Annotated in this window: 14 protein-coding genes and 3 pseudogenes; 5 read left to right on the forward strand and 12 right to left on the reverse strand. The window is 68.3% G+C overall.

Features of this window, described 5'->3' with window-relative positions:
• Positions 1-23: 23 nt before the first annotated feature.
• Entirely contained in the window at positions 24-1850 is a 1827-nt protein-coding gene (locus FBY22_RS20500) for a serine/threonine-protein kinase (RefSeq protein ID WP_142148050.1), read from the reverse strand.
• Positions 1851-1983: 133 nt separating this feature from the next.
• Positions 1984-2973 carry an ornithine cyclodeaminase family protein gene (locus tag FBY22_RS20505; protein ID WP_142152415.1) on the reverse strand — a complete coding sequence of 330 codons (990 nt, stop codon included), beginning with the start codon at positions 2971-2973 and terminating at the stop codon, positions 1984-1986.
• Between the two features lie 362 nt (positions 2974-3335).
• Between FBY22_RS20505 and FBY22_RS20510 the strand changes: the two genes are divergently transcribed.
• Positions 3336-4973, forward strand: coding sequence for a serine hydrolase (locus tag FBY22_RS20510; RefSeq protein ID WP_399211549.1), 1638 nt, complete (start codon positions 3336-3338; stop codon positions 4971-4973).
• A 235-nt stretch (positions 4974-5208) separates the two neighbouring features.
• A complete protein-coding gene (locus FBY22_RS20515) occupies positions 5209-5526 on the forward strand; it encodes a hypothetical protein (protein ID WP_142148054.1) in 318 nt (105 codons plus the stop codon).
• A 309-nt stretch (positions 5527-5835) separates the two neighbouring features.
• Here FBY22_RS20515 and FBY22_RS20520 read toward each other — a convergent pair whose 3' ends face one another.
• The 3 genes from FBY22_RS20520 to FBY22_RS20530 form a co-directional block, all read right to left on the reverse strand.
• Entirely contained in the window at positions 5836-6828 is a 993-nt protein-coding gene (locus tag FBY22_RS20520) for a caspase family protein (RefSeq protein ID WP_142148056.1), read from the reverse strand.
• A complete protein-coding gene (locus FBY22_RS20525; protein WP_142148058.1) occupies positions 6825-7109 on the reverse strand; it encodes a hypothetical protein in 285 nt (94 codons plus the stop codon). The genes FBY22_RS20520 and FBY22_RS20525 overlap by 4 nt, the downstream gene beginning before the upstream one ends.
• 338 nt (positions 7110-7447) lie before the next feature.
• Complete coding sequence (locus FBY22_RS20530) at positions 7448-8239, reverse strand: class I SAM-dependent methyltransferase (RefSeq protein WP_142148060.1); 792 nt, start codon at positions 8237-8239, stop codon at positions 7448-7450.
• A gap of 459 nt (positions 8240-8698) precedes the next feature.
• On the opposite strand from FBY22_RS20530, the gene FBY22_RS20535 reads away from it, so the two are divergent.
• Positions 8699-9571, forward strand: a complete 873-nt coding sequence (locus tag FBY22_RS20535; protein ID WP_142148062.1) for a MurR/RpiR family transcriptional regulator — start codon at positions 8699-8701, stop codon at positions 9569-9571.
• Between the two features lie 93 nt (positions 9572-9664).
• Here FBY22_RS20535 and FBY22_RS20540 read toward each other — a convergent pair whose 3' ends face one another.
• The 6 genes and pseudogenes from FBY22_RS20540 to FBY22_RS45210 form a co-directional block, all read right to left on the reverse strand.
• Positions 9665-10954, reverse strand: a complete 1290-nt coding sequence (locus FBY22_RS20540) for a cyanophycinase (protein ID WP_142148064.1) — start codon at positions 10952-10954, stop codon at positions 9665-9667.
• Positions 10955-11071: 117 nt separating this feature from the next.
• Positions 11072-12292: pseudogene (locus tag FBY22_RS20545) on the reverse strand (M20 family metallopeptidase).
• A pseudogene (locus tag FBY22_RS20550) lies at positions 12289-13041 on the reverse strand (amino acid ABC transporter ATP-binding protein). The pseudogenes FBY22_RS20545 and FBY22_RS20550 overlap by 4 nt, the downstream one beginning before the upstream one ends.
• A gap of 8 nt (positions 13042-13049) precedes the next feature.
• A pseudogene (locus tag FBY22_RS46005) lies at positions 13050-13993 on the reverse strand (amino acid ABC transporter permease).
• A 20-nt stretch (positions 13994-14013) separates the two neighbouring features.
• On the reverse strand, positions 14014-14727 hold the full coding sequence (locus FBY22_RS20560) for an ABC transporter substrate-binding protein (RefSeq protein WP_260845024.1): 714 nt from the start codon (positions 14725-14727) through the stop codon (positions 14014-14016).
• A complete protein-coding gene (locus FBY22_RS45210) occupies positions 14718-14936 on the reverse strand; it encodes a hypothetical protein (protein ID WP_260845025.1) in 219 nt (72 codons plus the stop codon). The genes FBY22_RS20560 and FBY22_RS45210 overlap by 10 nt, the downstream gene beginning before the upstream one ends.
• Positions 14937-15803: 867 nt before the next feature.
• On the opposite strand from FBY22_RS45210, the gene ctaD reads away from it, so the two are divergent.
• Both ctaD and FBY22_RS20570 read left to right on the forward strand, forming a co-directional pair.
• A complete protein-coding gene (ctaD, locus tag FBY22_RS20565) occupies positions 15804-17534 on the forward strand; it encodes a cytochrome c oxidase subunit I (RefSeq protein WP_142152416.1) in 1731 nt (576 codons plus the stop codon).
• A complete protein-coding gene (locus tag FBY22_RS20570) occupies positions 17531-17896 on the forward strand; it encodes a hypothetical protein (protein ID WP_260845026.1) in 366 nt (121 codons plus the stop codon). Before ctaD ends, FBY22_RS20570 begins: the two co-directional genes overlap by 4 nt.
• Before the next feature lie 241 nt (positions 17897-18137).
• Here the strand turns inward: FBY22_RS20570 and FBY22_RS20575 are convergent, their stop codons facing one another.
• Positions 18138-18590 (reverse strand): hypothetical protein, encoded by a 453-nt coding sequence (locus FBY22_RS20575; protein WP_142148066.1) that lies wholly within the window; start codon positions 18588-18590, stop codon positions 18138-18140.
• Positions 18591-19034: the final 444 nt, after the last annotated feature.

The raw sequence follows: 19034 nt of genomic DNA on the forward strand, positions 1-19034 counted from the left end.
CCTGCTGCGCCGGCCGTCGCTGCTCAGGACGTGCCGCGGCTGTGGTGCAGGGCGGTGGGCGCACCGGCGGACTGGCTGCCCTCGTCGCCGAGGCTGATGGTGTCGGCAGCGGTCAGCTGGACCACGTACAGGTGGCCGCTCTCGCATTGCAGCGAGGTGTCCGAGCGGTTGGTCGCGTGGCTGGTGGCCGCGACGAACGTGGCCGTCGTGCCGCGCACCGACCGAAGTTCCAAGGCCTCTGTGCAGCCGACCTCGCGGCCGGTGCCGACCTCCTTGATGTTGCTGACCTGTTTGCCGGCCAGTTCGCCCACCTCGGCGGTGTGCAGGGTGAGGGTCACGGTGAACGACTCGGTGCGCGGGTGCTGTTGGCCGTCCGCGTCAGGGTTGCCCGGCCCCGTGCCGGTCCAGACGCCCGCCCACGCGGTGGAGAGGGCGGGCGCGGAGGACGACGGGGTCGGGGAGGCCGTGGAGCCGTCTCCGGTCGCCTCCTTGTCGAACGGGTTCCACAGCAGGACGCCGGTCACCAGGGCGGCCACCGCGAGAGCGGAGCCGGCGAGTGTCCAGCGGAGGCGGCGGCGTGCGCTCCCGTCCGTGTGGGGGGCGGGGGCGCCGTACGGCCCGAACCCGGCGGTGCCGGGGGCGAAGTGGGGCTGGGCGGTGTCAGGGGTGAACGGGCCGTACGGCGTGGGAGTGTCCGGGGCCGGCCGGCCGTACGGTGCCGGGCTGTTGGGAGGCGGCACGTACGGCGCGGCGGGGGTCGCGTGATCGAGGGATGAGGTCAGGGGCCCCGCCCCGGCGGTCGCCGGCACGGGCGGTCTCCCGCCGGCGGACGTCCCCGTGTCCGACGGCCGGAGATCCTGGCCGTGCGGCGGTACCGCGCACCGGTGCGCGACCTCCTCCTCGCGGGCCGCGAGGTCGGCGCCGAGTCCGGGCGGGAGCGCGTCCTTCCACACATCGGCCACTGAAGCGGGCCCGCCCTCATGAGCGGCCGTCCGTGGGTCGTCCGCAACCCGCCCCCGGCGCAGCCGGGCCGCCAACTCGGCGCTGTCCGGCCGCTTCTCGGGCCCCTTCGCCAGGCAGTCGCGGATCAGCGGGGCCAGTTCGGCCGGTACGCCGTCCAGGCGGGGCGGCTCGTGGACGATGCGGTAGAGCAGGGACGCGGCCGAGGGCTGCTCACCGGGATACTCGAAGGGTCCGGTGCCGGTCGCGGCGAACACCAGGACCGCGCCCAGGGAGAAGATGTCGCCCGCCTCGCCGACCGCTCCCCCGGCGGCCTGTTCGGGAGCGAGGTAGCCGGGCGAGCCGATGACACCGCCGGTGCTGGTGTGGCGGGAGTCGTCGGCGGCCCGGGCGATGCCGAAGTCGATGAGCATGGGGCGGTCACGGCCGAGCAGGACGTTGGACGGTTTGACGTCCCGGTGGGTGAGCCCGCAGGCGTGCACGGCGGCCAGCGCCGCGGCGAGTTCGGCGGCCAGGGCGCGCAAGGCGGCGGTCGGCAGTGGCCCGTGCCCGGCGACCCAGTCGGACAGGGCAGGAGCGGCGACGTACTCGGTGGCCAGCCACAGCGGGCGATGTCCGGGCGGGCTGAAGTCCACCACCGAGACGGTCCACGGGGAGCGGACGCGGTCACTGGTGCGGATCTCCCGGGCGAAGCGCCGCTCGAAGTCCGGGGCGGCGGTGAGGTCGGGCCGGACCGTCTTCAACGCCAGGGGACGGCCGGTCGGCGTGCGCGACAGATAGACCTGCCCCATACCGCCCGCGCCGAGCCGCGCCAGCAGCGGATAGCCGCCGATCGTGGCCGGATCCGTGCTCTCCAACGACTGCACGTACGCCTCCCCCTGGTCACTCACCCCGTGAAGGAAGCAGGATAGTAGGCGGCCCCGGCCGTGAACGGACCTCTGAAGGGTGCCTGACCCAACTGTGCGCTCTGCGTTGCGGATCGAGCAGCCGCTCGGGTGGGGCGATCCCCTGCTGGTGGCGGCGTCACTGCAGAGTGATCTCCTCGCCGATCGATTGCTCGCGGGCGGCCGCGACGACCAGGGCCGTGGCTGCGGCGTCCTGTACGGCCACACCGACCGACTTGTAGAGGGTGATCTGATCCGGCGCGGTGCGTCCCGCTTTGCTGCCTGCGATGAGTTCGCCCAGCTCGGCGTGTACGTGATCGGCCGTGATGAGACCGTCACGGATCGGCATGAGCAGGTCGTTGCTGCCGGCGGGTGGCGGGGCGAGCACGGCCTGGCGGGACTCGACGCACACCAGCGCCTCGGCCACCGTGGCGTCGTCGATCTCGCGGCCGGCCGGGTTGTAGCCCACCGAGGTGATGTGCACCCCCGGTGTCAACCAGGGGCGGCGGATCACGGGTTCGACGGCGTGCGTCGTCGCTGCGGCGATGTCCGCGCCGTCCAGCGCCTCGGCGTAGCTGGAGGCGGCCTGCACGTCGGCCTCGAGGACGAAGGAGAGTTCCTCGGCCAGGGCGAAGGCTCTCGCCGGGTCCCGGCCGGCCACACGGATCTGCCGGATCGGGCGGACCCGGCAGATAGCGCGCGCGTGGGAGCGGGCCTGCACACCAGTGCCCAGCACGGCCAGCACCGACGCGTCCTCCCGGGCCAGCAACCGCGCCGACAGCGCGGAGCAGGCGCCGGTCCGCGCTGCGGTGATGGCCGTACCGTCCAGCAGGGCAGCGGGCTCGCCGGTGTCCGGATCGAACGCCACGATCAGCGCCTGATGGGTCGGCATCCGAGCCCCGTCGTTGTGAGGGAAGAGTGACACGAGCTTGGTCATGAGCATCCCGGCCGATGACAGGAAGCCCGGCATGGCCGCCAGAAATCCATCGTGCTCGGGCACCAGGGCGGCGACGCGATCGGGCACCGAGGCACGGCCCGCACTGAGGTCCGCCATCACCGGGGCCAGGGCATCGATCAGCGAGTCCATGTCGAGCAGTTCCTCGACCTGCGAGCGGCTCAGCACCAGCATGCGCCTCAACCTCCTGTTGCCGGTCATTGGGCCGCGACCGCACAGCCCAAGCGTCGAGCATCGGCCGCCGTCGCACCAGTCATGACATGCCCCACTACTGGGCACGTTCATCCGTCCGCGGCTGAGCACATCGGCGTACACGCCGACAGCAGGACAGCAGTCAGGCCTCCAAGACCCTGGCGAAGGTGATGCCGAGGTGCGTGAACCGGCCGGCGATCGAACGGTTCGCGAGGGGCCATTGGGGGCTGTGGAAACGGCTACAGACGAAGCGTCGGGAGGGCGAGCGTGACGGCGTGCCCCGGATCCCCCGAATGGGCTGCCAAGGCGCGACAGGTGCCGGGGCCGGCATTTCCATGGAAGACATGCCCCGACTCGACAGCGCATGCCACCGGCCTCTTCGCTCCGCCGCGGTACTGGGCCTGGTGGCGGCGCTGGCCGTCGGCTGTACCGGGTCCGATGCCGACACCACCGCCGCCGTCGGGGGTGCGGTCGTCCAGGCGTCACCGCTGCCCACCGTCCCACCCGCCCAACCACCGTCACAGCTCACCCGGGCCAAGGTCGACACCGCGGTGAGCCGGCTGGACGGCGTTGTGCGGGACGCCATGCGCCGCACCGGTGTGCCCGGCGTCGCCGTGGGCGTGGTGTACGACGACAAAGTGCTGTATCTGAAGGGGTTCGGCGTACGGAAGGCAGGCACGAAGGAGCGGGTCGGAGCGGACACTGTCTTCCAACTCGCCTCGGTCTCCAAGCCCCTTGCGTCCACCGTGGTCGCCGCGGCGGTGGGCGAGAAGACCGTCGCCTGGGACGACCCGGTCGTCAAGCACAGCTCCGGCTTCAAGCTGAAGGACCCTTGGGTCACCCGTCATGTCACGCTGGCCGACCTGTTCTCGCATCGCAGCGGCCTGCCCGACCACGCCGGAGACCTCCTGGAGGACCTCGGCTACGACCGCTCGTACATCCTGGACCACCTCCGCTACCAACCCCTCGCCCCCTTCCGCGCCCACTACGCGTACACCAACTTCGGGCTGACCGAAGCCGCCGTCGCCGTCGCGCAAGCTGCGGGGACCAGTTGGGAGAAGCTGTCCGCCGAGAAGCTGTACGGGCCGCTCGGCATGAGCTCCACCAGCTCCACCTTCGCCGACTACGAGAAGGCGGCCGACAAAGCCTCCTTGCATGTGAAGACCGGGAACACCTGGAGTGCCGAGCACGTGCGTGACGCGGACGCCCAGAGCCCGGCGGGTGGGGCCAGCTCCACGGTCCGGGACATGACGAAGTGGCTGCGCCTGCAACTGGACAACGGCAAATTCGAGGGGCGGCAGCTCGTCGACGCCGACGCCCTGGAGCAGACCCACCTGCCGCACATCGTCTCCGAGCCGCCGCACGCGTCCGCGGGCAGGGCCGGGTTCTACGGACTCGGCTGGAACGTGAGCTACGACGACCAGGGCAGGCTGAAGCTCGGCCACTCCGGCGCCTTCGCGCTGGGGGCGGCCACCAACGTCACACTGTTGCCCTCGGAGAAGCTCGGCATCGTCGTCCTGACCAACGGCGAGCCCATCGGCGTACCCGAGGCGATCGCCACCACGTTCGTCGACACCGCGCAGACCGGCGGGCCCACCGTCGACTGGCTGACATTCCTCGGGCCACTCATCAAGCAGGCCGCGGCGGGAGAACGCTCGCCGGTCGACTACACCAAGCCTCCGGCCTCGCCCGCGCCCGCCAAGGCGACCAACGCCTACACCGGAACGTACGCCAACGAGTACTACGGCCCGATGACCGTCAGCGCCCAGGGCGGCGAGCTCACCATGCAACTCGGGCCCAAGAAGCAACGGTTCCCCTTGCGCCATTACGACGGTGACACCTTCAGCTACCGCACCACCGGCGAAAACGCCGTCGGTTTGTCCGGCGTGACGTTCACCGTCGGGTCCGGCGGACGCGCCGACAAAGTCCGGGTCGAGAACCTCGACACGACCGGTCTTGGCACCTTCACGAGGAACGAATAGGCCTGGCCAGCAAAAGCTCACACAAATCGCGTGAAGCAAATCCTGGGCCCTCACACACCAAGGGCCCCAGACGCTCCCTTCTGACGCGCATGAGCGACGAGCAGGACTGCCGCCTCACGTCGGTGGGAAGGCTGCGGAATACGGATCCAGAACGACCGCAGTAGCCGTCGCCCTCACGGCACTCGCGGGACTGGCGCTGGCCGGCGCGCCCAGCGCAGCGGCCGAAGACCGGGCCTTGTTCAACCTCACAGTCGGCGTCACCTACTTCAAGGGCACGATCGAGTTCTACAACCGGTCCGTCACTGTCAACGGCGTGCTGCGGGGTCTGAGCACCGGGTGCCGACGGGGCGCGGCCTGGGCGTTCGATTCCGCCGGGTCGCCACTGGACAACCGGTCCACGACCGCGGTGTGCAATGGGGCCGTCTCCAAGACGATCCCGCTCACGGCGGATGTGCCGGGCGGGGCCGCAGAGGTCGAGGTCGATCTCCTCGAAGGCAACGGCCACCGGATCGCCTCCTGCCACGTCCAACGCGGCTTCGAGTACTGCGAGTAGAACGAGCCGGCTCGGGTCAGGCGTGGCGAGGCGAGACGCCCGCGCCACGCCTGGATACTCGGCCCCAGCGCTGTCGTCGTCGGTGGAGTGAGGACCACGAGGGCGACCACGGCGATGGCCATGACGAGGGTGGGTAGTGCGAGGGCGAGGGCGAGGAAGAAGACTCCGGGCACGGCCAGTCCCATGATCAGGCCGACGAGGAGAACGCCGGCCGCGTTCGGGGCGTGGGTGCGGTGGGTGAGGAGGGCCATCGCAGCAGTGCGCGGGTGCGGTGTGCCCTTGCGCCAGGGGGTCCCGCCGCTGAGGCGGTCACCAATGGGGTTTACCCAGTAGATAGGCGAGGCCCAGGAGCACGGCCAGGATCAGCGCCGGGGTCGCCAGGCCCTTCGCGATCGAGGTCACTGTGTGCGTTGACCCGGCTGTCCGCCTGGTGTAGCGCTCCCGCCGTGCTGCTACGTCGTGCCGGGCGAACGCGCTGACGACCAGCGCCAGCGCAGCGGTGATCAGACACACGATGAGCGGTGGGAGGGCTCCGTGCTCGTGGATGTTGTCTTCGACGTTACCGCCCACTCCTTCGTTGCTCCGTTCCACGACGGCCACCGCTGCCGCCTGGAGTGTCCAGATGAGCGTGCCGACCGCCGTGACGGCGAGGGCGAGAGCGGCACCTGCATAGCCCAGAGCGCGTAGGGCCGGGGCTGACTGGTCTTTACGTGTCGGCCTTGCAGGAGTCAGCGGCGGCGTCTTGGGCGGGGGTGGGATGCGCGATGGCTCGACTACCACCGTGTCCTGCATGTCGTGCGAGACCTGCGTTGGTCTGGCGGAGCCGTTCGCGGGCCTGGGTTCGGGCTCCGTGTACCGGGCGGGTTCGTGTGCCGGGCCCACCACAGCCTCGACGTGGATCGCTGATTCGTCGGCCACACCTTTCAATGAGATGTCGCCGGACAGGTGTCCCTCGACAGCCGTGTCGACGCGGACCTCCAGTCCGCTTTGGGTCGGATCGACCCCGCAGCCACGGCTGCCCGGGCTGGGCCACGCAGTGGCGGGCCAGCGGCGGGCCCCGGACTCGCTCTTGAGGCCATGGCAGGAGAAGTGCAGCAGCAGCGTATCGGCGCGGCTGCGGTCGTTGAAGAAGCCTTGGATGCGTCTGCGCATGAGATCGGCCGACGCGTTGTGGATGACTTCCACCTCGAAGTCGCCGATCTGCGGATCGTGCAGCACCCTCTCGAGGGCCGCGGCATCCCGCGTCGGCGCTCTCAGCTTCTTGAGCCCGGAATCGTTGTACTGATCGTTCGCAATGATCAGTGCGTGTCGGGAATCCGGGCATGGTGCCTACCCATCCACGACCGAATCACGGCCATCACCTGGCTCAGAGCGTTGGCCGAGCTGCCCAGGGTAACCAGCAGGGCCCCGACCTGCGCGACGTCCACAGCCCGCGCACCGGGCGGGACCTCCCCGCCGGGGGGCGCCGTGACATCGTCCACGTCAAGATCAAGCAGCTCCTGACGCAGATAACCAGTCAGCTCCGCGACGTCTTCAGTTTCCGCGTCCCGGTCGGTCAGGAGGATGTGCAGTGTGTTCTCCACCGTGTCAGCCCCTTTGTCCGTGCTCCTCGGGGCGGCGCAGAGTCAGACTGCCGACGGCTCTACGTCATATCTACAGTTTCTGCTGCTGACAGATGGGCGGCAAGTTCTCCACAGCAGGTTGAATTTCACCGTTCAACCATGACATTCATCGGTCAACTTGGACGGGTTGTGGTCGGCTATACCCTGCGCTGCAGGGGCAATTGGACAACCGGGGGAGGCTGACAGCCTGTCAGCACACGCGCTCTTCCGAGAGGTTCTCGACACCTATGCATGCCACGGCTGCGCGTATCCAGTACTTGCTGAGACACAGCCGGGATGGCCGGCCAACCACGGCTTTATCAGCCCGGCTTGACCGCCAGCGTCGCAAAATAGTGCGACATGTATGAAGCGGATGCGTTGGATTGATGCGGCGCTTCCGCAAAGCCGGTGAGAACGAACCCCGCGGCGAGTTGTCCTCCGATCTGGCCGGTAAGGGTGTGGCTGTACTCAAGAGGGGCCTCCGCGCCGAATTTTGTGGCGCGCTCCTCGGCGGAGTACTGCGTGACATCGCTGTAGGGCAGTTTGTGCACGACGATCAGCTCGCCGCGCTCGTCGAGCGCCTCGTGGTCGAACAGGTACACGTCAGGATTGAGGAAGCCCGCGAGCAGACTTCCACGCGGTCGCAGGACCCGGAAGCACTCACGCCACACTGCGGCCAATTCGGGTGCGAACAGATTGGAAACCGGATGGAATACGACGTCGAATGTCGCGTCGCCGAAGACGCTGAGGTCGCGCATGTCGCCCAGGACGGTACGCACCTCGAGTCCGTCGCGCTCCGCCACCATCTCGTCCTGGCCGAGCTGGCGGGGTGAGTTGTCGAATACGGTGACCCGCGCCCCCGCAGCGGCGAGGATCGGACCCTGCTGGCCGCCGCCGGAGGCCAGGCACAACACGTCCTTGCCGGTCAGGTCCGCCGGCAGCCAAGAGCGGTCGAGGGGCTCACGCCCGATGAGAACAATCGACCAGTCGCCCGTGCGGGCACGCTCGACATCCTCAGCACTCACGGGCCTCGACCACTCGTTGCCCTCTTGGACCAACTTGTTCCATGCTGCCCGATTGTGGGCAACCGGATCGACAACACTGTCGGACACGTACAACTCCCAACGCGAGCCACGGGGCACCTCTGGCACCGACAGTCCGGTGCCGCCGCTAGAGAACACGATCGCAGGGCGCTACCTCAACGAAATTAGCGGGCACCGACGTGCCCCGGCTCTCAAAGCTCAGCGCGCGGCGCGCGTGTAAGGGGAGCTGACCGTCTCCGAGGTGAACCGGCGCAGCCGTTGCCGGCGCCGGGATCCTCTGTCGACGGAGGAGGGGCATGCCATGGACATGTACACCGCACCCGGTCAGCATGGCAGGTCACACCGGACGCGCCGGCAACCCCCAGCCGGACCTGCCTCACGGAGTCGCCGACAATTACCGCCACTCACGTAACGGGCGGTACATTGGGTACCGTCATCCGTCCCTTTGTATCGTCTCCTGTACGGCGAGCCCCCTGTCCGAGGGACACCAGGATGCCGTGACCTGAAGCTTCCGGGGAGGACCGTGTCATGAGCGGCACGCTGGCCGATGAGATCCGCAGCCGCCTGGGTGATCTCAGCCCTGCCGAGCGTAAGGTCGCCCGGGTGCTGCTGGCGGGCTATCCCGCCGCCGTCTTCGAGACGGTGGCGACCATCGCGGAGCGTGCGGCGGTGTCGACCCCCACCGTTCTGCGCTGTGCCTCCCGCCTCGGCTACCGGGGGTTTCCGGATCTGCAGGCAGCCCTGCGCGAGGAGTTGGACGCCCGCAACGCCTCCCCCATCACCCTGTACGAGTCCCAAGAGATCGCCCCGAGCGGGGAGCTGGACGAGGCCGGGGACGAGGGGCGGTTGCAGGGTCGTCTGGCGTTGATCCAGCAGGCCCTGTCGCAGACCTTCCACGAGGTGTCCCCGCACGAGTTCGAGACAGCAGTCGAGCTTCTGAGCGACGCCCGGCGCCGGGTGCATCTCGTCGGCGGCCGCTTCACGCATCTGCTGGCGCACTACCTCGGTCTGCATCTCATGCAGATGCGTGATCAGGTGTCCTTCGTTCCCGACCGTGACGTTGAACGGACATCCGTACTCACTCAGTTGACGCGCCGCGACGTCATGGTCATCTTCGACTACCGTCGATACGAGGCGGAGATGACGGTCGTCGCCGAACTTGTCCGTGAGCGGGGCGGGAAGGTCGTCGTCTTCACCGATCCCTGGCTCTCCCCCGCATCCGCCCACGCCGACGTCGTGCTCATCAACCAGGTCGCGTCCGATTCGCCCTACGACAGTCTCACCCCGACGCTCGCTCTCATCGAGACGTTGGTCTCGGCGGTGCTCGACCTGCTTGGCCCGGACGCGCACCAGCGCATGAAGGACGGCGAGGACGTCGCCCGCCGAACCGGTCTGCTCTGAGGGGACGTTGGGCTCGCCTGTGTGCGGAATGTCAGCGCGAGGGACGTCGCTTTCGTCAAGAACACGACGTCCCTGGTCATGCGCTCGGGACCGTCAGCGTGGGGCGATCGAGATGCGCAGGCCGACGAGCGTGTCGGCAGTGCTGCCATCGCCGCTCCAGGCAGCGAAGGAGTCGGGCTTGGTGAAAGTGACGTCGAAGCGCGGGCGGGATTCGAAGGTGGAAGCGGTCGCGCTGTTCTGGACGCCGGACTGAGCGAGCGCACGCGCTGTCCGGCGGAAGGAGTAGGCGCTTCCGCCGGAGTTGGCGACGGAGTGGAAGACGTCCGTGTTCGCGGGCACGGGAGCCGCGTCGGCGGCGGTCAGACGCTGCTTGCCGGTGGCGGGGCGCACTCGCCACGTGCGGGCGTCGTAGCGGTCGTGATCGGTGAGGTAGGAGTAGCGCGCACCGCGCAGGCTCCATCCGGTGAATGACGTGATGGCGCGGACGTGGCGCAGGTCAAGGATGGCGGCACCGTTGGGACCGAGGACGGTGAGCTGTTCGTGCGTGCTGCCCGGGTGGTCGACGACGAGCGCGGTGTTCTCGTCGAGGGCGTAGACACGGTCGTGTCCGGTGTCGGCGGCCAAGCGGTAGGCGCGCCCCTCTCGTCCGTACACACCGGTGTGGGTGTCGATGGGGGCCGAGCGCAGGAAGCCGAAACCTCCCCGGGGGATGTATCCCAGGCGGGTGGGGTCTTCGAAGTAGCCGGGAGCGCTGCCGTCGCGCAGTCCTTCGTAGGATTCGCCACCGCTGACCATGTCGGGTCCGGAGGCGATCTGGGCGCCCGCGGAGGATCCGGCGATGACAGCGCCGTGGGCCAGCTTGGCGCGGATGGCGGCCAGGACCTTGGAGTCCTTCTGCCGAGGCCCACGCAACAGGGTCTGGACGTAGCGGTACTGGTCGCCGCCGCCGAAGAAGAAGCCGGTCATGGAGTTGACCTGGGCGACGACGGCGTCGGAGTCGGCGTTGGCCACATGGTCGAGGTCGACGGGGATCCACTGGGCGTCCGCCGCACCGTGCTTCTTGAACAGTGCGGAGTAGTAGGCGCCGTTGCAGGCGGAGTTGCTGCACCGGTCGGGGTCGGCGGCGTCGAGGTCCTGACTTTCGGGAACGGAGGCCGCGGTGATGACGCCGATGCGCGCGCCGGCGCCACCGGCACGGTCGATGATCTCGCCGTACACCTCGGTGTTGTCGTCCTTGAGGGCGCCGCCGACCAGGACGAGTGAGCCGTCGTGGCCGGCAGGTCTTTCACCGCCGGCGTGTGCGACAGGGGCGGTGGCGAGGAGGGTGAGGACGAGGCTGCCGACGAAGGCGGCACGGTGCGTGAGGCCGCGGGGTGCGCGCATGGTCTCTCCAGTCGTGAGAGGTGGATGGAGGGCATGGGGCTGCCCGCCCGCGCCTGCGGGATCGGCCGGCGCGGCAGGTGACGGAAGCGGGTGAGAGTCCTGGCCAGGAGCAGTGGATCAGGGGGAGACGTCGGGCGTGTGGCCGAGCCCGGCGACGAGAGCGGCGAGGAGGGCGATGCGCTGAGGGACGCTGGTGGTGTCGAGCCATTCCTGGGGGGTGTGGTCGGCTCCGCCGATGGGGCCCAGCCCGTCCAGGGTCGGCACGCCGGTGCCTGCGATCAGGTTGGCGTCGCCGACTCCGCCGGTGGTGGTGGCCGCCAGGCTCAGTCCGATGGTCCGGGCCGCGAGTTGTGCCGTGTCGAGCATGTGGCGGGAGGCACCGGTGACCTCCATCGGCGGGCACAGGTCGAGCTGGTGGACGGTGATGCTGGTGCCGGGGACCGCGGGACGGCCGGCCGCCTCCTGGATGGCGCGTTCGACGCGTTGGACGTCGGCGATGGTGGCGGCGCGGACCTCCACGCGCAGCTCGGCGCCGGCGCAGACGATGTTGGCGCGGCTGCCGCCCCTGATGGTTCCGACGTTGACGGTGACGTCGTCCCAGTGGCCGTTGAGGGCTTGCAGGTCGACGATGAGGTGGGCGGCCGCGAGTGCGGCGTTGGCGCCGCGCTCGGGTTCGATGCCGGCGTGAGCGGCCTTGCCGGTGACGATGATGCGGAAGTCCGCGACGCCTTTGCGGCCGATGACGAGATCGCCGTGCTCGCGGGCGCATTCCAGGCCGAGGGCGTAGTGCATGCCGCGGGCGGTGCGCTCGATGAGGGGGCGGCTGGCGGGAGAGCCGATCTCCTCGTCGGGAGTGGCGAGAAGGACCAGCTCGTCATAGGCGGTTCACCGGTGCTCGTCGAGGATCTCCAGTGCGGTCAGGCCGGCGAGCAGGCCGCCCTTGTCGTCGCTGACGCCGGGGCCGTGGGCGAGGGACCCCTGGAGCGTGAACGGCCGTGCGAGAGCGGTGCCGCGGTCGAAGACGGTGTCCATGTGCCCGGCCAGGAGAATCCTGCGGCCGCCATCCGCGGCCGGCAGGGTGCCCTTCTTGCGCGCGACCAGAGCGTCGCCGGCCTGGTACGAGCCGTCGGCGGGGAAGTGCACGCGTTCGACGGTGAACCCCGTCCGTCGCAGGCGCCGTTGCACCCAGTCGGCGACCTGGTTGACGCCGTCGGGATCGTACGATCCGGAGTCGATGGCGACTAGTTCTCTGAGGTCTTGCAGGTATCGGGAGCGACGGGACAGGGCCAGGTCGAGCAGGTCTGCGGCGAGTTCCTGCTGGCTCGTCGGCGCGCTCACAGGACCTTGGACAGGAAGGCGCGGGTGCGTTCCTGGGTCGGTTCGACGAGGACCTGGCCGGGGTGACCGGCTTCGACGACGACGCCCTCGTCCATGAAGACGGCGGTGTCGCCGACTTCCCGGGCGAAGCCGATCTCGTGGGTGACGACGACCATCGTCATGCCGTCGGCGGCCAGTCGGCGCATGACGTCCAGGACGTCGCCGACGAGTTCGGGGTCGAGAGCCGAGGTCGGTTCGTCGAAGAGCATGAGCTTGGGTTTCATGGCGAGAGCGCGCGCGATGGCGACGCGCTGCTGCTGGCCCCCGGAGAGCTGGGCGGGGTAGTGGTGGCCGCGGTCCGCTAGGCCGACCTGCGCGAGGAGTTGCTGCGCGAGGTCGCGGGCCTGGCTCTTGGGAACGGCCCCGACCTTGACGGGCGCCTCGATGACGTTCTCCAGGGCCGTCATATGGGGGAAGAGGTTGAATCGCTGGAAGACCATGCCGATGTCCCGGCGGCGCTGGGCTACCTTCCGCTCGCGCAGCTCGTGCAGCTTGGTGCCGTGCTGGCGGAGGCCGACGAGGTCGCCGTCGACGGTGAGCCGGCCGCCGTCGACCTTCTCCAGGTGGTTGATGCAGCGCAGGAACGTGGACTTCCCCTAGCCTGAGGGCCCCAGCAGACAGCACACCTGCCCGCGCTCGACGGTGAGGTCGATGCCTTTGAGCACCTCGAGCTTGCCGAAGCGCTTGCGCACCCCTTCGGCCCGGACCATGGCAGTGGTCATCGGCCGTCCTCCTTGTTCTTCTTTCCGATCAGGCCGGCGGCACCGCCGAGCATCCGCTGGAGCGGCGAGGTGTGGCCGTCGCGGCCGGTGCCACGCCCGTAGCGGCGCTCCAGCCAGGCCTGGGGGATGCTGAGCACGCTCACCAGCGCCAGGTACCACAGGCTGGCCACGACGAGCATGGGGATGACCTGGTAGTTCTGGGCGTACACGTCCTGGATGTTGGACATCAGGTCGTGGGCGGAGATGACCGAGACGAGAGCGGTCATTTTCAGCATGTTGATGGTCTCGTTGCCCATCGGGGGGATGATGACCCGCATCGCCTGGGGAAGGACGATCCTGCGCATGGTCAGCGCCGGGCGCATGCCGAGTGAGTGGGCGGCCTCGGTCTGGCCGGGGTCGACGGACTGGATACCGGCGCGGACGATCTCGGAGGCATAGGCGGCCTCGTTCAGTCCGAGGGCGAGCAGGGCGGCGACGGCCGGGGTGAGCAGGGCGTTGGTCTCGGTCTGGAAGAACGTGATGTCGGTGAAGGGGACGCCGATCTTCACGTACTTGTAGGGGGCTGCGGCGTATCCCCAGAAGATGATCTGTACGAGGAGGGGGTGCCGCGGAAGACCCAGACGAAGGCGGTGGCGATGCCGTACAGGACGGGGCTGGCCGACAGCCTCATGACGGCGATCAGGGTGCCCAGCCCCAGGCCGAGGGTCATGGCGGCGGCGGTCAGCCAGAGGGTGGTGCCCAGGCCGTCGAAGACGAGGTGGGCGAAGAGGTGGTCGCCGACGATGTCCCAGTGCAGGTTGTCGTTCTTGGCGAGTGAGCCGATGAGTCCGGCGAGCGCCGTCAGGCTGATCACCGCGGCGATCCAGCGCCCGTAGTTGCGCACCGGGACTATTTCGGGTTCCTGATCGCCGGGATGACGGGCAGGTGGGGCGGCGAGCATGTACTTGGTGTCGATCATCGCTAGTCGACCGCCGCGTTCTTGGTGGCTGCCTTCGTGGCGATGGACGCCACGCCGTACTTGTCGTAGATCTTCTTGACGGTGCCGTCGTCGATCAGTGCCTGCAGTGCCTTCTGGATGGCGTCGGTCAGTGCGGGCAACTGCTTGCTGACGGCGATGCCGTTGGGCGAGGCGTTGTAACCTCCGGGCGCGGTGGGGTCCTCGACGAGGTCGAATGCCTTGCCGCCGTCGGCGGTCTTGGCGACCCAGCCGGCCGCGGGCTTGGTCAGGACTTGTGCGGCCACCTTGCCGGAACGCAGGGCGAGTTGGGCGTCGGAGTCCTTGGGGTAGGTCTGGATGTCGATCTTCCCCTTGCCCGCGGCGGAGCAGTCGGCCTGGTGGTTCTTGAGCAGGTCGAGCTGGTTGGTGGCCTTCTGCACCGCGACCTTCTGCCCGCACAGCGTGTCGAGGTTGGTGATCCTGCGGGGGTTGCCGTCGGCGACGAGGATGCCCGAGCCGGACTGGGAGTAGTCGACGAAGTCGACGACCTGCTGGCGCTGCTTGTTGTCGGTGATGGCCGACAGCGCGGCGTCGAACTTGCCGGCCTGGATGGCCGGGACGATCCCGTCGAACTTCTGCGGCGTGAAGGCGAAGGTCACGCCCAGCTTGCCACCGAGCGCCTGCCCCAGGTCGTAGTCCAGGCCGGTCAGTCCGCTCTCGCCCTCCTTCACGAACATCTCGAAGGGCGGATAGGGAACGTCGCCACCCGGACCTTCCCGGCCTTCTTGATCTGGCCGAGGAGCTTGTCGCGCAGGGCCTGGTCCGTGGTGATCTCCACTCCGGCGACCACGGACTTCCCGTTCACTGCGGGCGTGGTGTCGTCGCCGTTGTCTTGGCAGGCGGAGAGCGCGGTGAGAGCCAGGGCTGTGGTGGCGGCAGCCGCCATGCGCCGAGCGAGACGAGCGTTCACCGTGGTGGACCTCTCGGGGATCTCTGCCGACGAACACCTGCCGTCGGCACAGCAGGGAAGTTACAGAAGGAACAGATGTATGACTAGATGTATCGCGCGTTACTTTCGCGCAGCACCGCCACCGACGGCCTGCCCGGCCTGGTCAGCCACGGTTTGCCGGGGTTTTCGCCCCTCCAGAGCCAGCTATAGGCCGGAGAAGCGTCATACATCTTCCGACCATCTCAATGGTTTTGTATCTTCCGCTACCGCACCTGAAGCCTCTCGCGCTCCAGCCCGACGACGCCCCCATTGCCGCCCGGCCAGACACCGCATCACCAACCCCTGGGGCGTCCTCGTGGCGTACCGTCACGCCCGCAACGCCCTCTACGCCGGCATCGCCTGTGCACCCTGCCCCTGCCCTGCTCCAGACCGCACATCACCCCGCCCAGGCCGCCACCAACCGGATCCGACTCGGCAGCACTCCCGATGTCAGCCAACCCTCCTGAAAGAACGGGCCCGCAAGTGAGGTCCTCCCGGGCTCGGCACCCACCTCCGACAGCAAGACACCCGAGTGCGACACCGTCATGACCCTCACAGCGTCAACTCATGCACGACGCGAACCCTCAGTTCCGCGAGCGTCGCAGCGAACAACAGCGGCATTGCGCGCATGACATCGCGCATCCGGCAGGCAAGACGGGCAGTGCGAGCATTCGTCTGCGCGTGGGCGGCGCTCTACCCCCTTAGGGGTAATCGCACTCGGCCGACCGCGTGTTCATTCAACAGGGGGCACGCCCGAGACCTAGCCCTCCGTCAGAATGGCGACGCCTGCACCATAACCTTTCTCCGACTGAAAATGGGCACGACGTGAGCATCCTCAACGATCCCAGGCGTGCCGACTCGCCCGGTGGTCATTACTCCGACGAACTGCCGCTCCGGCGCAAGCGGCCGGGCAATGTCGTAGTGAAATGGCTGACGACCACCGATCACAAGACGATCGGAACGCTCTACCTTTCCACGTCGTTCGCGTTCTTCCTGATCGGCGGTGTCATGGCACTGCTGATCCGAGCCGAACTCGCCCGGCCCGGCCTGCAGATCGTCAGCAATGAGCAGTACAACCAGGCGTTCACGATGCATGGCACGGTCATGCTGCTGATGTTCGCGACGCCGCTGTTCGCCGGTTTCACGAACTGGATCATGCCGCTGCAGATCGGCGCCCCGGACGTGGCCTTCCCCCGGCTGAACATGTTCGCCTACTGGCTGTACCTGCTGGGATCGCTCATCGCGGTGGGCGGCTTCCTGACCCCGCAGGGCGCGGCCGACTTCGGCTGGTTCGCCTACAACCCGCTGTCGAACGCGACCCACTCCCCCGGCGTCGGGTCCGACATGTGGATCATGGGTCTGGCCTTCTCCGGCTTCGGCACCATCCTCGGCGCGGTCAACTTCATCACCACGATCATCTGCATGCGCGCGCCAGGCATGACGATGTTCCGCATGCCGATCTTCGTGTGGAACGTGCTGCTGACGTCCGTGTTGGTGCTGTTCGCCTTTCCGGTGCTGGCCGCGGCACTGTTCGCGCTGGAGGCGGACCGCAAGTTCGGCGCACACATCTTCGACTCGGCCAACGGCGGCCCCCTGCTGTGGCAGCACCTCTTCTGGTTCTTCGGGCACCCAGAGGTGTACATCATCGCTCTGCCGTTCTTCGGAATCGTGACGGAAGTGATTCCGGTATTCACCCGTAACCCGATCTTCGGCTATATGGGGCTGGTCGGCGCAACCATTGCGATCGCGGGTCTGTCCGTGACGGTGTGGGCGCACCACATGTACGTCACCGGCGGTGTGCTGCTGCCGTTCTTCTCGTTCATGACGTTCCTCATCGCGGTCCCGACCGGTGTGAAATTCTTCAACTGGATCGGCACCATGTGGAAGGGCAGTCTCTCCTTTGAGACGCCGATGCTGTGGGCGGCGGGCTTTTTGGTGACCTTCCTCTTCGGTGGCCTGACCGGCGTGCTGCTGGCCTCCCCGCCCCTCGACTTCCATGTTTCGGACTCGTACTTCGTGGTAGCGCACTTCCACTACGTCGTCTTCGGCACCGTCGTCTTCGCGATGTTCGCCGGCTTCCACTTCTGGTGGCCGAAATTCACGGGCAAGATGCTCGACGAGCGCCTCGGTAAGATCACGTTCTGGACGCTGTTCATCGGCTTCCACACCACGTTCCTGGTGCAGCACTGGCTGGGCGCGGAGGGCATGCCCCGTCGTTACGCCGACTACCTGGCGGCCGACGGCTTCACGGCCCTGAACACGGTCTCGACGATCGGCTCGTTCCTGCTCGGCATGTCGATCCTGCCGTTCCTCTACAACGTGTGGAAGACCGCCAAGTACGGCAAGCCGGTCGGCGTCGACGACCCGTGGGGCTACGGCCGTTCGCTGGAGTGGGCGACCTCTTGCCCGCCCCCGCGGCACAACTTCCTCACCCTGCCGCGGATCCGCAGTGAATCCCCGGCGTTCGACCTTCACCACCCCGACATCAGCCAGCTGGATCAGCTGAGCAACGCCGCTCCTGCCATCAGCCCTGCTTCCCCGGGCGAGCGACCGTGACCGCACCAAAGCCTGCCAGGACGTCTCCGCGCACCCAGAGCCCCGCGCTGGTCCAGGAGGTCGAAGGCTATCTGCTGTTGCAGGCCCAACTGGACCAAGCACAGCAAGAGGCCGCCGCACTGTGCGCCTGCCTGCCATGGCTGACATCAGGGCAGGCGGAGGACCTCACCCGGCACTACACCGAGCAGCGCAGACAACTAACACGCCAGATTTTGCAGGCCACCACTCAGCGGGCGGCCCAGCTGCGCAGTGAATACGAGGCCCGATACGTCGAGCTGCGGCGAGCGCTGCTGAGGAAGTACGTGCTGTCGCTGTGCCTCCTATTCGCCTGCTGTCCGGTGAGCTATTGGGCAGTACGCTGACGAGGCGGGCGGCGACTGTGCGGTCAGCGGTGACTCCGGCCCGCCCAGAAGCGGCGTCGAGCGTGACCGGATTGGTGGTCGCCTCCGCGATGATGTTCACCGCCCTCTTGGTCGCACGTCTCCGTGACATGGACCAGGAATCCCTTCCAGCGGGTTCGCAGCGTCGGGCCTAACGGGCGGTCAGATCGTAGAGGGAACGCGCGCGGGACACGCCGGCGCCTGGGTAGCCCGCGCAGGTCCTTCAGCAGGCGTCGTACTTCCAATCGCCTTCCTCAAGGGTCCACGGCTGACGCTGCTGGTCGAACTTGGGCAGACCCTTCACCTTGTACGAGACGCGGCCCATGTCTCCTGAGACGGTGGCGTGCACGTCCGTCGCCGGGTGATCGGGCCCGTAGTCCTTCGCGGCCTGCTCCACGGTGGCCGCGTACATGGCCGGGTCGGCCTTGGCCCGGCAGCGCTTCGACAGGAAGACATACGCCCCCTTCCCGTCACCGCCGAAGTAGAGATCGGTGTACGTTTCCGCGACGCGCTCAAGGTCGACGGGGTCGGCCAGCGTCGGGGTGATGCTCGGCTGCCCGGTCGTCGGGGTCGGTTTGCTGCTCGGGGCGTCAGACTTGTCGTCGCTCGACGAGGAGCAGGCGGTGAGAGTGGCGAGCAGGGCTGCGGCGAGTGTGATGGTGACGCGGACGCGCATGTGTCTTCCCCCGTGGACGTTGTGGTCAGGGGGCATGGTGCCATAGCGAGCACGGGTGAGGACGCGTGCCCCTGACTCCTTGGGGTCCCCGATCTGTGTCTTGGCGAGAAACATCCGGCAACGGCTGGGTGTCGATGGCCAGTTGCAGGCCCCCTCCCTCTGCGATCTCCTCCGCCCCGGACCCAAGCCGTGGGAGGCCGAAGGCGGCCGCGGCGGAAGTCGCTCGCGGCCGCCCGGCCCGACGCGGCAAGGGACGCCCGCTCGGGGTGGGCGGACGTCCCGTAGAGGCTCAGTGGCCGTGGGGGTTGAGGCTGCTGAGGGCGGGGATGCCGTTGACGGTGAAGTGGATGGCCGCCATCAGCAGGCCGACGCAGACGAGGGTCACAAGGATCTTGCGGTTACGGCTCATGGTGGTAGGTCCTCCGGGACGGGTCCTGCGGATCG

Source organism: Streptomyces sp. SLBN-31 (genome assembly GCF_006715395.1).
Lineage (GTDB): Bacteria > Actinomycetota > Actinomycetes > Streptomycetales > Streptomycetaceae > Streptomyces.